The 14,691-nt window shown below is 72.5% G+C and carries 11 protein-coding genes and 1 riboswitch; of the genes, 10 read left to right on the top strand and 1 reads right to left on the bottom strand.

The annotated features are described in order from the left end of the window. Nucleotides 1-29 precede the first annotated feature (29 nt). From KGD83_RS18480 to KGD83_RS18435, 10 genes are all read left to right on the top strand, one after another. Nucleotides 30-1,817 carry a carbon starvation CstA family protein gene (locus tag KGD83_RS18480; RefSeq protein WP_212640367.1) on the top strand — a complete coding sequence of 596 codons (1,788 nt, stop codon included), beginning with the start codon at nucleotides 30-32 and terminating at the stop codon, nucleotides 1,815-1,817. Nucleotides 1,818-1,841: 24 nt separating this feature from the next. Continuing rightward, complete coding sequence (locus KGD83_RS18475) at nucleotides 1,842-2,147, top strand: cory-CC-star protein (protein WP_212640366.1); 306 nt, start codon at nucleotides 1,842-1,844, stop codon at nucleotides 2,145-2,147. Next, nucleotides 2,144-3,067, top strand: coding sequence for an ArsA family ATPase (locus KGD83_RS18470; RefSeq protein ID WP_212640365.1), 924 nt, complete (start codon nucleotides 2,144-2,146; stop codon nucleotides 3,065-3,067). The genes KGD83_RS18475 and KGD83_RS18470 overlap by 4 nt, the downstream gene beginning before the upstream one ends. 249 nt (nucleotides 3,068-3,316) lie before the next feature. Then, on the top strand, nucleotides 3,317-4,072 hold the full coding sequence (locus tag KGD83_RS18465; RefSeq protein WP_212644493.1) for a CDP-alcohol phosphatidyltransferase family protein: 756 nt from the start codon (nucleotides 3,317-3,319) through the stop codon (nucleotides 4,070-4,072). 155 nt (nucleotides 4,073-4,227) lie between these two features. After that, nucleotides 4,228-6,774 (top strand): sugar phosphate nucleotidyltransferase, encoded by a 2,547-nt coding sequence (locus tag KGD83_RS18460; RefSeq protein ID WP_394358077.1) that lies wholly within the window; start codon nucleotides 4,228-4,230, stop codon nucleotides 6,772-6,774. 625 nt (nucleotides 6,775-7,399) lie between these two features. Then, complete coding sequence (locus KGD83_RS18455) at nucleotides 7,400-7,942, top strand: FHA domain-containing protein (protein ID WP_212640364.1); 543 nt, start codon at nucleotides 7,400-7,402, stop codon at nucleotides 7,940-7,942. A 170-nt stretch (nucleotides 7,943-8,112) separates the two neighbouring features. Beyond that, nucleotides 8,113-8,586 (top strand): bifunctional nuclease family protein, encoded by a 474-nt coding sequence (locus KGD83_RS18450; RefSeq protein ID WP_047870924.1) that lies wholly within the window; start codon nucleotides 8,113-8,115, stop codon nucleotides 8,584-8,586. Between the two features lie 465 nt (nucleotides 8,587-9,051). Next, on the top strand, nucleotides 9,052-9,540 hold the full coding sequence (locus tag KGD83_RS18445) for a MerR family transcriptional regulator (protein WP_019609133.1): 489 nt from the start codon (nucleotides 9,052-9,054) through the stop codon (nucleotides 9,538-9,540). A gap of 215 nt (nucleotides 9,541-9,755) precedes the next feature. Continuing rightward, nucleotides 9,756-9,845, top strand: a riboswitch (glycine riboswitch). 98 nt (nucleotides 9,846-9,943) lie between these two features. Continuing rightward, a complete protein-coding gene (gene gcvP / locus KGD83_RS18440) occupies nucleotides 9,944-12,838 on the top strand; it encodes an aminomethyl-transferring glycine dehydrogenase (protein ID WP_212640363.1) in 2,895 nt (964 codons plus the stop codon). A gap of 254 nt (nucleotides 12,839-13,092) precedes the next feature. Beyond that, the gene (locus KGD83_RS18435) at nucleotides 13,093-14,361 is read left to right on the top strand and encodes a tetratricopeptide repeat protein (protein WP_212640362.1); all 1,269 of its coding nucleotides are present in this window, start codon (nucleotides 13,093-13,095) and stop codon (nucleotides 14,359-14,361) included. A gap of 129 nt (nucleotides 14,362-14,490) precedes the next feature. Here the strand turns inward: KGD83_RS18435 and KGD83_RS18430 are convergent, their stop codons facing one another. Further along, nucleotides 14,491-14,679: a DUF5999 family protein gene (locus KGD83_RS18430; protein WP_013152513.1), complete on the bottom strand. Its 189-nt coding sequence runs from the start codon at nucleotides 14,677-14,679 to the stop codon at nucleotides 14,491-14,493. Nucleotides 14,680-14,691: the final 12 nt, after the last annotated feature.

Genomic DNA, 14,691 nt, shown 5'->3' with positions numbered 1-14,691 from the left:
TCCGCACACCGGAAAGAAGGAACTCCCCGATGCCCGCTGTAGCAGTACTGCTCGGCACCCTGGCGATCTTCGCGCTGGCGTACCGCTTCTACTCGGCCTACCTGGCCAAACGGGTCTACGCCCTCGACCCCTCCTTCGCCACGCCCGCGCACACGCTCCAGGACGGTGTGGACTACGTCCCCACCAACAAGCACATCGTCCTCGCGCACCACTTCATCTCCGTGGCGGGCGCCGCGCCCATCGTCGGCCCGGCGATCGGTGTGTTCTGGGGCTGGGGACCCGCACTGCTCTGGGTCATCCTGGGCACCGTCTTCGGGTCGGGCGCCCACGACTTCGGTTCGATCGTGGTCTCGCTGCGCAGCAAGGGCCGCAGCATCGGCACCCTGGCGGGCGACGTCATCGGTTCCCGGGCGCGCATCCTGTTCCTGCTGATCATCTTCTTCCTGGTGACCCTGGTGAACGCGGTGTTCGCCATCGTCATCGCCGGGCTGTTCGTGAGCACGCCCGAGGCGGTGCTGCCCACCCTGGTCACCATCCCGCTGGCCATCGCCGTGGGCCAGGTGGTCTACCGCCGCCGCACCGCCGCGCTGCTCCCCTCGATCATCGCGCTGCTCCTGGTCTACGCCTGCATCCCGCTCGGGCAGATCCTGCCGATCAGCCTCGCGCCGGTCGCCGAGGCAACGGGGATCGCGGAGAACCTGCTGTGGATCGTGATCGTTTTCGCCTACGCGTTCGTGGCCTCCCGCCTGCCGGTGTGGCTGCTGCTCCAGCCGCGCGACTACATCAACCAGCAGCAGATGGTCGTGGCGCTGCTGGTCATCATGGGCGGTGTGATCGTGGGCATGGACACGATCGCGGCACCGCTCTTCCGCGACACCCCGGCCGGCTCCCCGCCCATCTTCCCCCTGCTGTTCATCACCATCGCCTGCGGCGCGGTCTCGGGCTTCCACAGCCTGGTCGCCTCCGGGACCACCTCCAAGCAGATCGACAAGGAGACCGACGCGCGCTACGTCGGCTACCTCAGCTCCCTGGGCGAGGGCACGCTGGCGCTGTGCTCGATCCTGGCCTGCACCGCGGGCGTCATGGTCTACTCCGCCAACACCGGCGCCGAGTGGGGCACCCTCTACGTCGACTGGGAGGCCGCCTCCGCCGACCCGCAGGGCATGTTCGTCCAGGGCGTGGCGGGCTTCGCCTCCAACATCGGCGTCCCCGAGAGCACCGCACTGGTCTTCGGCGCCCTGGTGATCGTCAGCTTCGCCGTCACCACCCTGGACACCGCGGTCCGGCTCAAGCGCTACATCATCCAGGAGATCGCCACGATCGCCGCCGACCGCTTCTCCACCGGCACCGCGCCGCACCGGGCGATGTCCTTCCTGGCCCGCAACATCACCGTCGCCACGCTCGTCGCGGTGCTCATCCCCCTCGCCCTGACCCTGGTCCCGGGCGACTTCGCCGTGGGCACCCTGTGGCTGCTGTTCGGCACCACCAACCAGCTCACCGCGGGCCTGGCCCTGTCGGTCATCGCCGTCTGGGTCACCAAGCGCCACCGCAACCCGGTCATGATCCTCGTCCCGCTGGTGTTCCTGGCCGCCATGACCGTCTGGGCGCTGGTCATCCAGCTCCGCGACTTCGCGGTCTCGGGCGACGCGATGCAGACCTTCCTGCTCGCGCCGCTGGACGGCGTCATCCTGCTGCTGGCCCTGTGGATGATGGCCGAGGCCGCCATCGCCCTGCGCAAGGCGCGCAAGAGCCCGCCGGTCGCCGAGGCCGCGACCGAGGAGACCACCGCCGGGAGGGACGAGGGTGAGGTCAGGTAACCGCCGCGCCCGGGGCGCCGCCCAGTGAGCGCCCCGGGCGCCGACGCCGGGCCCCCGCCGGGGGCCTGGCGCCGCGCCGTCGCCGCCTGGCGCCGCTTCGAGGACTTCCACCAGCAGGTCTTCGAGGCGCGCTGGGGGCACGCGCGCCGACGCGAGGCCCGCACCCAGCAGGACACCCTGCGGGCCCTGCTCATGCTGGAGAGCCTGGGAGTGGACAACCCCGTCGCCTACGAGACCCTCGACCTCATCCCCTACATGGTCGCCGACCTGCACGAGTGGCACCAGAGGATGGGCCGCAGGGACTTCGGAGCCCCCGGAGGCTGCTGTTGACCGAGTCCGCGACCGGCCCCGCCGCGCCGATCACCTTCTTCGGGGGCAAGGGCGGGGTCGGCAAGACCACCCTGGCCGCCGCGCACGCGCTGTCCCTGGCCGAAGCCGGGCAGCGGGTGCTGGTGCTCTCCACCGACCCCGCCCACTCGCTCGGCGACGCCCTGGAGGCACCGCTCGGGGACGAGCCCGTCCCGGTCGCCCCCGGTCTGTGGGCCGCCGAGCCCGACGCCGACGCCGCCGTGCGCCGCCGGATCGCCCAGGTGCTCCGGGACGCCGAGCGGGCCGTCCCGCCCGAGGTGATGCCCGCCGTGCGCCGCCACCTTGAGCAGGCCGGGGCCAGTCCCGGCATGGCCGAGTCCGCCCTGGCCGACCTGCTCGTGGACCGCATGGAGCAGGTGGGGCGGCGCTGGGACGCCCTGGTCGTGGACAGCGCCCCCACCGGGCACCTGCTGCGTCTGCTCAACCTGCCGACGCTCCTGACCCCCTGGGTGGTGGGGCTGACCCGCCAGCGCGAGCGGGCCCGCCGCGCCGAGGCCTTCGCCGACGTCGTCGGCGGCCCGCGGGAGGAGGCCGATCCCCTCACCGAGCGCCTGCACGCGCGCCGCCACCGCCTGGAGCGCGCCGCCGAACGCCTGCGCCGGGACGCCCGGGTGCGCCTGGTGACCCTGCCCCGCCGCATGGTGCTGGCCGAGACCGCCCGCGCCGTCGAACAGCTCACCGGGGCCGGGTTCCGGCTCGCCCCCGTGGTCGTCAACCAGATCCCGCGCGGGGACGCCGCGGGACCCGACACCGCCGAGGCCCTGGCCGCCACCCGCGAGCGCTTCGCCCGCCTGGGAACGGTGGAGGTCCCGCTCCAGGACGCCGAGCCCACCGGTCCCGAACGCCTGCGCCGCCTCGCCGCCCTGCTCGCCGCCCGCTGAGGGGGAGCCCGCAGCCGGGTAGAGGCGGTCGGGCCCCGTCCGGGGAACCCCGCCGGGCCGCCCCGCGTTGGACGGTGGTGAGGGGTCGCGGCCGGGGAGGCCGCAAAGCGTACACGGTACGATCGGGGTGCGGCCGCCCTCCGACCAGGGCGGGTGGATCCACGATGGCGGGAAACGACCCTCCCGCCCGTTATCGTTGGCGCCATGGGGCGATCCGCGCAAGAAGGCAGACACACGGCGGGGGGCGATGTGGTCAGCCCGGCGGTCAGTGACCGCGTCTGGACGGTTCCCAACCTACTGAGCATGCTCCGGCTGCTGGGCGTGCCCCTGTTCCTGTGGCTCGTGCTGGTGCCCCAGGCCGACTGGTGGGCCCTGCTCGTGCTGGCCCTGGCGGGCCTGAGCGACTGGCTCGACGGCAAGATCGCCCGCGCCTGGAACCAGACCTCGCGCCTGGGGACCGTGCTCGATCCCCTCGCGGACCGGCTCTACATCTTCGCCGCCCTGCTCGGCCTGGTCATCCGAGGCATCGTGCCCTGGTGGCTCATGGGCATCCTCGTGCTGCGCGACGTCCTGATCCTGGGCGCCCTGCCGCTCCTGCGCCACTTCGGCTACGGGCCCCTGCCGGTCAACTTCGCGGGCAAGGCAGCCACGCTGTGCCTCCTCTACTCGTTCCCGCTCCTGTTCCTCGCTGGTTACGCCACGATCGCCGCAGATGTGGCGAGAATTATAGGTTGGGCCTTCGCGCTCTGGGGAACTGCTCTGTACTGGTGGGCCGGACTGCTCTACGCCGTACAGGGACTGCGCCTGATGGCCCAGACCCGCCGCGACGAAGGCGCTGATCGCACCGGCGGCCCCAGGGCCGTGGGCGACAGCGACCCCGTACGCGGTCACGCCCGGGACCGACTCGGTCCAGCCGCACCGGCGACCGCTGACGGCGACCCCGGCGCGGCCGCCGAGGGCGCGGACCGACCGAGCCGCCCGGACCAGGGGCGGACCGGCCCCTGATCCGCACGCGGACCGGCTCACCACGAGTCCTGTCGGATCGAGAGGGAGTGTCGTCTCCGCATGAGAACATGTCCCGCCGCCCGCAACGGCGTGCGCTCCGAACACCGTCCCCCCGCGGTGCCCACCGGCGGCCCAGCGCTACGGAGGTACCGGCGATGAGCCAGGCCGCAGACACCACCCCGGAGGCCGCCGCGCCTCCTATGAAGGCCGTCGTGATGGCGGGCGGCGAGGGAACCCGCCTGCGCCCCATGACCGCCAACCAGCCCAAACCGCTTCTGCCGGTGGTCAACAAGCCCATCATGGAGCACGTGCTGCGCCTGCTGCGCAAGCACGGCTTCACCGAGACCGTGGTCACCGTGCAGTTCCTGGCCACCCTCATCCGCAACTACTTCGGCGACGGCGAGGAACTGGGCATGAAGCTCAGCTACGTCGCCGAGGAGGTGCCGCTCGGCACGGCGGGCAGCGTCAAGAACGCCGAGGAGCACCTGCGCGGCGAGCCCTTCATCGTCATCTCCGGCGACGCCCTGACCGACATCGACCTGACCGACATGGTCCGCTTCCACCGCGAGAGCGGCGCCAAGGTCACCATCGGACTCAAGCGTGTGGAGAACCCGCTGGAGTTCGGCATCATCATCGTCGACGAGCAGGGGCGCATCCAGCGCTTCCTGGAGAAGCCCACCTGGGGCCAGGTCTTCTCCGACACCGTCAACACCGGCATCTACATCATGGAGCCGGAGGTCCTCGAACGCGTCGCCGCGGGCGAGGTCGTCGACTGGTCCGGCGACGTCTTCCCCCAGCTGTTGGAGGAGGGCGAGCCCCTCTACGGCTACATCGCCGACGGCTACTGGGAGGACGTGGGCACGCACGAGAGCTACCTCAGCGCCCAGGCCGACGTGCTCTCGGGCAAGGTGGACGTGGACATCGACGGCTTCGAGGTCTCCCCGGGGGTGTGGGTCGGCGAGGGCGCCGAGGTCCACCCCGAGGCCGTCCTCAAGGGCCCGCTCTACATCGGCGACTACGCCAAGGTCGAGGCGGGCGCCGAGCTGCGCGAGTTCACCGTGGTCGGCAGCAACACCGTCGTGCGCTCGGAGGCCTTCGCCCACCGCACCGTCCTGCACGACAACGTGTTCATCGGCCGCGGCGCCAACCTGCGCGGCGCCGTCATCGGCAAGAACACCGACGTCATGGCGGCCGCCCGGATCGAGGAGGGCGCGGTCGTGGGCGAGGACTGCGTCGTCGAGTCCGAGGCCTATCTGCACAACGACGTCAAGGTCTACCCGTTCAAGACCATCGAGGCCGGTGCGGTGGTCAGCACCAACGTCATCTGGGAGTCGCGCGGGCAGCGCTCGCTGTTCGGCCCCAGGGGCGTGTCCGGCCTGATCAACGTGGAGATCACCCCGGAACTGGCGGTGCGTCTGGCCAACGCCTACGCCACCACCCTGAAGAAGGGCGCGATCGTCACCACCTCGCGTGACGTCTCGCGCGCCGCCCGCACGCTCAAGCGCGCGATCATCAGCGCGCTCACGGCGGCCGCCATCGAGGTGCGCGACCTGGAGGTGGTGCCGCTGCCCGTGGCCCGCTTCCACACCTCCCAGAGCGGCGTCAGCGGCGGCATCACGGTGCGCACCACCCCGGGGGACCCCGAGTCGGTCGACATCCTGTTCCTGGACGGCGACGGCGCCGACCTGTCGCCCGGCGCCCAGCGCAAGCTCGACCGGGTCTTCTCCCGCGCCGAGTACCGCCGGGCCTTCCCCGGCGAGATCGGCGAGCTGACCTTCCCGTCGCGCAACGTGGAGAGCTACTCCCACGAGCTGCTGCGCAAGGTGGACACCTCCGGCGTCGCCGAGGCCGAGCTCAAGGTCGTGGTGGACTGCGCCGGGGGCAGCGGCTCGCTCATCCTGCCCTCCCTGCTGGGCCGGATCGGCGTGGACGTGCTCACCGTCAACAACCGGCTGGACGAGTCCTCGCCCACCGACACCGTCGCCAAGCAGAACCGCGACCTGGCGCGGCTGGGCGAGCTGGTCTCTGGCTCCGGCGCCGACTTCGGCGTGCGCTTCGACCCCGTGGCCGAACGGCTCTCCATCGTGGACGAGAGCGGCGACCTGGTACACAACGACCGGGCCCTGCTGGTCGTCCTGGAGCTGGTCTGCGCCGAGTACGGGACCGGGACGGTGGCCCTGCCCGTCACCACCACCCGCGTCGCCGAGACCGTGGCCGCCTCGCACGGGGTCGAGGTCCACTGGACGGCCACGGCCACCGACGAGCTGACCAAGGCGGTCCAGGCCCAGGACGACGTCATCTTCGCGGGCGACGGCCGCGGCGGGTTCATCGTGCCGCGGTTCAGCCCCACCAGCGACGCCATCGCCGCCTTCGTGCGGCTGCTGTCACTGGTGGCCAGGACCCGCCGCTCGCTGAGCCAGATCGACCGCACGATCCCCCAGGCGCACCTGCTGCGCCGTTCGGTGCCCACCCCGTGGGCGGTCAAGGGGAGCGTGATGCGCGCCGTCGTGGAGGCGGCTGGCGGTCGCGAACTCGACACCACCGACGGCGTCCGGGTGATCGAGCCGGACGGAAGCTGGGCCCTGGTCCTCCCCGACACCGCGGAGGCCGTCACCCATCTTTGGGCCGAAGGTCCCAACTCCGACACAGCGCACCGTCTGCTGGACGAGTGGGCGGCCGTCGTGGAACGGGCCGAGGGCTGAGGCGGGCCGCGCGGGCGCGGGCGGGTCCTCCGTCCGCGCCCGCGCGGCGCGTGGCCCCTGCGTCACGCACCGTGCGCGGGCGCGGCCCCTACCGTGCGTGACCCGGCGGGTTAAAATGGGCATACAGGCAGGTCGTGGCGGTTCGGTGAAGTCGGTGCGAATCCAGGGGGATCCGTGGAGAACCAAACCCGCCGACACGGCATCAGCACCAGGACAGGCGTGTTGCCCCGACCCGGCCCTCCGCCGTCGGCGGACACCCTCCGCGACGACGAGCACACCGCTCGGCGATCCGTTCCAGGCGGGTCGTCCACAGCGGGCGGGGGAGGAGCAAAACCCTTCCTGGACAGGGATATGGTTTAAAGTCGAGTGTTCCCCGAAGCGCCGCGTCGCCCACCGGACCGGGTATCCCGGCAACGGCGGACACCCCCGCCGGTGGTGACAAGGAGTGCGACACGGGGGATGAGACCTAGCGACCGACCGCGTGAGGCGCACCGCTGCCGCGACAGCGGGCCGTCTCACCGCGTACCGGACGGCGTGCGGGCCCAGTGCCCGCCCGGCGCCCGGTACGTGCCACCGATCAGCCCAATCAAGCACCGCCCCGTGCGGTAGGAGGCCGAGCCGACCTATGTCGAGCGTTTACTGCACGCAGTGCGGTCACGCCGTTGCGGATGATGCCCGTTTCTGCTCCCACTGCGGAACTCCGATCCGCAGGGCCGAACAGCAGGGCCCCCGATCCGGCACTGGCAGGGACTCCGGCGGAGACGTCACGTCCACCATCTCCCTCTCGGGCATACAGGCCCTGGAAGAGGAGGAGTCCGGCGACGAGCTGGGCGGCGACGACCCCGCCAACCCGGACGCTCTGCCGCCGGGCACGGCGCTGCTGGTGGTCAGGCGCGGCCCCAACGCCGGGAGCCGCTTCCTGCTGGACAGTGACGTGACCACCGCCGGCCGCCACCCCAACAGCGACATCTTCCTGGACGACGTCACCGTCTCCCGGCGCCACGTGGAGTTCTTCCGCCGCGGCGACGGGTTCGGAGTCCGCGACGTGGGCAGCCTCAACGGCACCTACGTCAACCGCGAGCCGGTCGACGAGGCCCAGCTCGGCGGAGGAGACGAGATCCAGATCGGCAAGTTCCGGATGGTCCTGCTGACCAAACCGCGCCGCTGACCGGCGCGGGGACGACCGCGGGAGCGGCGGGTGGGCCGATGAGGTTTGCGGCCCCCCGCCGCCGGAGAGCTTTGTAACGAAGGGTGCCGATTTCGCCCTCGGGTCCTGATCCGCAGCGGGAGCAGGGACGAGCGCCCATCCGGCATCACGACTCGTGGGACGGAGACGCTGTGAAGCACATGGAGGTCGTCGGCGTCCGTGTTGAGATGCCCTCGAACCAGCCGATTGTCCTGCTCAAGGAATCCGAAGGCGACCGCTACCTGCCGATCTGGATCGGCGGTGTGGAGGCCACCGCGATCGCGTTGGCCCAACAGGGCGTCGCACCGGCCAGACCGCTCACCCACGACCTGTTCCGGGACGTCCTCGACGCCTTGGACACCGGGCTCAAGACGGTGAACATCACCGGCCTCAGCGACGGCATCTTCTACGCCCAGCTGGTCTTCAGCAACGGCGTGGAGGTGAGCGCGCGCCCCTCCGACTCGATCGCCCTGGCGTTACGGACGGGCACGCCCATCTACGCGCACGAGGACGTGATCGACGAGGCCGGGATGCCCATCCCGGACGAGCAGGAGGACCAGGTCGAGGCGTTCCGGGAGTTCCTGGACAACATCTCGCCCGAGGACTTCGGCAGGCGCGCGGAGTAGGCCCGTGGCGCACGTGCACTCCCCCGGGGCCCGCGCACAGGCGCGGGTCCCGTGCCGCGGTGGTGGCGCGCGCCGGGGAGGACACGCCCCGACCTGCGGCTCCGTCCGCGGGGCCGGTGATAGATTGGGTAACGGAAGTGGTCGTGATGATCAGGGCCGAAACCCCCGCTTGCGCGTCGGGCGCCACCGGGGAGGCCCCCGCACACCGGCGCCGCGCGCACTTGGCGACGCGCCGCGCGGTGTCGTTGACGCTGCCGGTCGGCCGTCCTACCTTCAGTGCAGTGGAACCCACGGCGCACCCGTTCCCTGAGTGGACATCCCCTGTCGAGCCCGCCGTGGGACGAGAAGCCGGAGGTCGGCGTGGCGGTAGCGAGCGGCAAGCGGGATCCCCATGACAGGCGGTCCGCGCTGCGGCTAGCGGGGCAGCAGGGCCTACTGTGCGAAGAAGACTTGGTGGCGCTGCCTATGGACGTCGGGTATCGGGGCCCCGCGGCGTGTACGGCCGCCGGGATCAGCTACCGCCAGCTCGACTACTGGGCCAGGACCGGCCTGGTGGAACCGAGCGTGCTCACCGGAGCCCACAACGCCCCCCTGTACAGCCTCCCCGACATCCTGTTGCTCAAGGTCGCCAAAAGGCTCCTGGACACCGGGATATCCCTCCAGCAGATCCGCACCGCGGTCGACCACCTGCGCGGCCGGCCCGCCCCCGACCTGGCCCGCATCACCCTCATGAGCGACGGTGTCAGCGTCTACGAGTGCACCTCCCCGGAGGAGGTCGTGGACCTCATGCAGCGCGGCCAGGGCATGTTCGGCCTGGCGCTGGGCAACGTCTGGCGCGAGGTGGAGGAGGCCTTGGGCGTGGTACCCGCGGAGGAGCGGGCCGACCTGCCCGCCGCCGCGCCCCAGCCCGTGGACGAGCTGGCCAGGCGCCGCCGGGAGCGCCGCACCGGCTGAGACCGACAGGCGCCGCCCTCAGCCCCGGGGGTGTCCGTGCGTCGGCCGGGGGCGCGGCTGCTTGGAGGAACCTCCAGGCTCTCGCTGTGTTCTGCGCGAAACGCCTGCCCGGGAGCGCTACCCCTGGCGACGATCGAGTACGGTCGTATTCACAACAGGGATGAAAAACGACATTCACCCTGCTTGTACACACGTACAGATCGTCAGCTGGCTGTCGACACCGCGCGAGAGAGACCCCGCAACGGGGCGCCGACGGGGCAATACTCCCCAGTAACCTCTCAGGCACCATGGACCGCGTGGAGGAGGCCGCTCTGAAGCCTGGGCACCCGCGTGCCCGGTGACAGAGGGGGAGACCGTGAGGAACACCGCCGACCCGACTCGGCCCTGTCACCAGGAGGTCTCCGTGCCAGACCAGCCCGTGCACACCCCGGGCGCGCCCGCCCGGGTGTTCGCCGACCGCCACATCGGCCCCACGCCCGCCGAGGTCCAGGAGATGCTCAAGGCGGTCGGCTACGGCTCCACCGCCGAACTCATGGCCGACGCCGTACCCGAGTCCATCCTCACCGGCCCCGGTCGCAGCGCGTCGCTGGACCTGCCCCCGGCGCTCAGCGAGGCCGAGGCCCTGGCCGAGCTGCGCGACCTGGCCTCCCGCAACCGGGTGCGCACCTCGCTGATCGGACAGGGCTACTACGGCACCCTCACCCCGCCGGTCATCCTGCGCAACATCATGGAGAACCCCGCCTGGTACACGGCCTACACGCCCTACCAGCCGGAGATCTCCCAGGGCCGCCTGGAGGCCCTGCTCAACTTCCAGACCATGGTCTCGGACCTGACCGGCCTGCCCGTCTCGGGCTCCTCCCTGCTCGACGAGGCCACCGCCGCCGCCGAGGCCATGACCCTGGCCCGCCGCGCCTCCAAGAGCAAGGCCGACGTCTTCGTCGTCGACGCCGACGTCTTCCCCCAGACCCTGCACGTGCTGCGCACCCGCGCCGAACCCCTGGGCATCGAGGTCGTGGTCGCCGACCTGTCCCGGGGCCTGCCCGAGGGCGACGCCTTCGGCGTCCTGGTGCAGTACCCGGCCTCCAGCGGCGCCGTGCGCGATCCGGGCCCGGTCGTGGCCCAGGCCCACGAGCGGGGCGCCCTCGCGGTGGTGGCCGCCGACATCCTGGCCCTGACGCTGCTGCGCAGCCCCGGAGACCTGGGCGCCGACATCGCCGTCGGCTCCACCCAGCGCTTCGGCGTCCCGCTCGGCTTCGGCGGCCCGCACGCCGGTTACATGGCCGTGGGCGAGAAGCTGCGCCGCCAGCTCCCCGGACGCCTGGTCGGCGTCTCGGTGGACAACGCGGGCAAGCCCGCCTACCGCCTGGCGCTCCAGACCCGCGAACAGCACATCCGCCGGGAGAAGGCCACCAGCAACATCTGCACCGCGCAGGTCCTGCTCGCCGTCATGGCCGGGATGTACGCGGTCTACCACGGCCCCGACGGCCTGCGCGCGATCGCCCGCCAGGTGCACACCCGCACCGCCGCCTTGGCCGACGCCCTCGCCGAGCGCGGTTTCGAGGTCCTGCACCACGCCTACTTCGACACCCTGCGCGTACGCGTGCCCAGCGCCGCCCGCGTCGTGGAGTCCGCCCTGGAGGCCGGGTACAACCTGCTGGCCGCGGACGAGTACACGGTCGGCGTGAGCGTGGACGAGACCACCACCGAGGCCGACCTGGAGAAGGTCCTGTCCGCCTTCGGCGAGGCCGAGCGCGGCTCCTCGCGCGTGCGCCTGAGCGTGGACGGGGACGCCGACCGCCTCCCCGTCGAGCTGGCCCGCCAGGTGGACTACCTCACCCACCCGGTGTTCGGCACCCACCGCAGCGAGACCTCGCTGCTGCGCTACATGCGCCGCCTCTCCGACCGCGACCTGGCCCTGGACCGCACGATGATCCCGCTGGGATCGTGCACCATGAAGCTGAACGCCACGGCGGAGATGGAGCCCGTCACCTGGCCCGAGTTCGCCGGACTGCACCCGCTGGCACCGCTGGACCAGGCCGCCGGGAGCGTGACCCTGATCCGCCAGCTGGAGGCCTGGCTGGCCGAGGTCACCGGCTACGACGCGGTGTCCCTCCAGCCCAACGCCGGGTCGCAGGGCGAGTTCGCCGGGCTGCTGGCCATCCGCGGCTACCACCGCTCGCGCGGCGAGGCCCACCGCGACGTGTGCCTGATCCCCAGTTCCGCGCACGGCACCAACGCCGCCAGCGCCGTGATGGCCGGTATGCGCGTGGCCGTGGTGGCCTGCGACGACAACGGCAACGTGGACCTGGAGGACCTGCGCGCCAAGACCGACAAGCACGCCGGCGACCTGGCCGCCATCATGATCACCTACCCGTCCACGCACGGCGTGTACGAGGACACCGTCACCGAGGTGTGCCGCCTGGTCCACGAGGCGGGCGGCCAGGTGTACGTGGACGGCGCCAACCTCAACGCACTGCTGGGCTGGGCCAAGCCGGGCGAGTTCGGGGCCGACGTCAGCCACCTCAACCTGCACAAGACCTTCTGCATCCCGCACGGCGGCGGCGGTCCGGGCGTGGGCCCGGTCGCGGTCCGCTCGCACCTGGCCGGTTTCCTGCCCAACCACCCGGGTCAGCCCGAGGCGGGCCCGCACACGGGGGTCGGCCCGGTCTCGGCGGCCCCCTTCGGTTCGGCGGGCATCCTGCCCATCTCCTGGGCCTACGTGCGCATGATGGGCGAGGAGGGGCTGCGCGCGGCCACCGAGACCGCGGTGCTGTCGGCGAACTACCTGGCCAAGAGGCTGGAGCCCTACTTCCCGGTGCTCTACACCGGTGCGGGCGGTCTGGTGGCGCACGAGTGCGTCGTGGACATCCGCCCGCTCCAGAAGGCCAGCGGCATCAGCAACGAGGACCTCGCCAAGCGGCTCATGGACTACGGCTTCCACGCGCCGACGATGTCGTTCCCGGTCAACGGCACCCTGATGGTGGAGCCGACCGAGAGCGAGAACCTCGCCGAACTGGACCGCTTCGTCGAGGCGATGGTCGCGATCCGCGGTGAGATCGACAAGGTGGCCTCGGGGGAGTGGGACGCGCAGGACAACCCGCTGCGCAACGCCCCGCACACCGCGGAGGCCGTGACCGCCGACGAGTGGTCGCACGGCTACACGCGCGCCGAGGCGGCCTACCCGCTGGCGTCGCTGCGCACGGACAAGTACTGGCCGCCGGTCGGCCGGATCGACCAGGCCTACGGGGACCGCAACCTGGTCTGCTCCTGCCCGCCGCCGGAGGCCTTCGAGATGTAGGGCGGCCCGGGCCCAGGTGAGGGGCGCCGGTCCTCGGACCGGCGCCCCTTCTTCTGTCCTTTTGCAGATCTACATCGTAAAAGTCCGGTTCGTTCTCCATGCCCGTCGGGGGAGGGGTGGGGAACGGGGTGGTGCCCACGGCCGCGGCGCGGGCCCCGGTCCCCGGCCGCCGCAGGCGTTAGAGTTGCCGCGACACGGATCGCGTTCCCACCACGCGGACCGCCACCCCGCCACCCCCATGGAAAGCGGAGACCATGACCACGACGTCCGGACCTTCCGCGCGCTCTGGCCCCGCCGACCCGCCCCCGGCCACCGATCCCCGGGACACGGACGAGGCGGAGGCGCCGACCGGGCAGGGCGCCGCCGAACTGTGCGACCAGGCCCAGGACCTCGCCGAGAGCGGCCACCTCAAACGCGCGGCCAGGCTCTACCAGCAGGCGGTGGCCGCCAACCCCCACCCGCGGGTGCAGGCCCGCGCCCTGCTCGGCCTGGCCGTGGTCGAGGACCAGCGGGGCGACCCGGCCGCCGCCCGTGAGGCCGCCCGCCGCGCCCTGGCCACGGGCGACCCGCGCTACGCCCCGCGCGCCGCCTACCACCTGGCGCTCTCCCTCGAACAGGACGGCGACCACGCCGAGGCCGACCGCGTCTGGCGCCGCCTGCTCGACCTGGGCGGGGCCGACTACACGGCGGTGGCGCGCTACGGGCTGGCCCGCTCCGCCGAGGGGCGCGGCGACACCGGCGGGGCCGAGGAGCACTGGGACGCGGCGCTGGCCCTGCCGCCCGATCCCGGTTCGCTCGGTCGCCTGCACGCCGCCACCGTCGTGGACGCCTCCCGTGACCTGGCCGAACGCCTGCTGGGGCGGGGGTTGCCGGGCGCCGCCGCGGCCGCGGTCGAGCGCGGCCTGTCGGTCGCCGACGATCCCGGTCTGCGTCTGCTGCGCGCCGCCGCCCACCTGGAGCACGCCATAGCCGACGTCGGCGCCGTCGTGGACCCGGACCCGGACGCGGTCTCCGAGGACGCCGGGGGGCCGGGGGCCGCGCCGGGCACCTTCGCCGCCGCCGTGGAACTCCTGGCGGGGCTGCTGGCCCTGCGCGGAGACCCCGGCGCGGCCGAGCGGGTCTGGCGGCTGGGTCTGGGGGACCGGGACCAGGACACCGCGGGGCAGGTGCGCCGGAGGCTGCGCAGGGGCTTCGCCGCGCCCGAGGAGGACGCGGACGGCGGGTCCGGGGAGGTGTGGTGGGACCCCTACCTGGAGGAGGCCGCGGCGACCGCGAGCGCGCCCGCGCTGGCGGGGGAGCTGTTCGCAGTGGTCACCCAGATGCACGCCCTGCTGGCGCTGCCGGTGGCCGAGGGTGAGGCGCGTCCGGCTGCGCTGCGGTCCGCCATGGAGCAGGCTCTGCGCACGCCGAGCGGACTGGTGTGGGGGCCCGGTGTGCACGCCGACTTCCGGCGCCGGCTGAGTGAGGCGACGGGGGGCCGGGACGTGCTGCCGGAGGGGTGGCCCGACCCGGTCCGCGAGTGAGGGCCGGGGACGGGCCCCGGTGCTCGCGCGGTCACCGGGGGCCGTCAGGGGACACGTCACCGCCCGGGGTGTGTGCGCCGGGCGGGGTGCGTCGGCCTCGCGGCCGGGGCGTGTCGGTGCGGCCGGGCGTCAGGCGGCGACGCGTGGACGGTGCGGGGCGACGACCGCCCCGTCGGGAAGCAGCTCACCGGTGTCGTCGAAGAGGACGACACCGTTGCAGAGCAGGCTCCAGCCCTGTTCGGGGTGGCTGGAGACGACCCGGGCCGCTTCGCGGTCGGTGTCCTCGAAGGACGGGCAGGCAGGTTCGTGGCTGCACATGGGACAGGCCTT

This window comes from Nocardiopsis akebiae, from assembly GCF_018316795.1.
Lineage (GTDB): Bacteria > Actinomycetota > Actinomycetes > Streptosporangiales > Streptosporangiaceae > Nocardiopsis > Nocardiopsis dassonvillei.
This window is presented reverse-complemented; position numbering and strand designations above follow the sequence as displayed.

What these genes read in the sequence shown, in the direction of transcription:
- KGD83_RS18430 (WP_013152513.1), bottom strand. Translation starts at nt 14,679, where the DNA reads ATGTGCAGCCACGAACCTGCCTGCCCGTCCTTCGAGGACACCGACCGC.
- KGD83_RS18455 (WP_212640364.1), top strand. Translation starts at nt 7,400, where the DNA reads ATGTCGAGCGTTTACTGCACGCAGTGCGGTCACGCCGTTGCGGATGAT.
- KGD83_RS18480 (WP_212640367.1), top strand. Translation starts at nt 30, where the DNA reads ATGCCCGCTGTAGCAGTACTGCTCGGCACCCTGGCGATCTTCGCGCTG.
- KGD83_RS18445 (WP_019609133.1), top strand. Translation starts at nt 9,052, where the DNA reads ATGGACGTCGGGTATCGGGGCCCCGCGGCGTGTACGGCCGCCGGGATC.
- KGD83_RS18435 (WP_212640362.1), top strand. Translation starts at nt 13,093, where the DNA reads ATGACCACGACGTCCGGACCTTCCGCGCGCTCTGGCCCCGCCGACCCG.
- KGD83_RS18460 (WP_394358077.1), top strand. Translation starts at nt 4,228, where the DNA reads ATGAGCCAGGCCGCAGACACCACCCCGGAGGCCGCCGCGCCTCCTATG.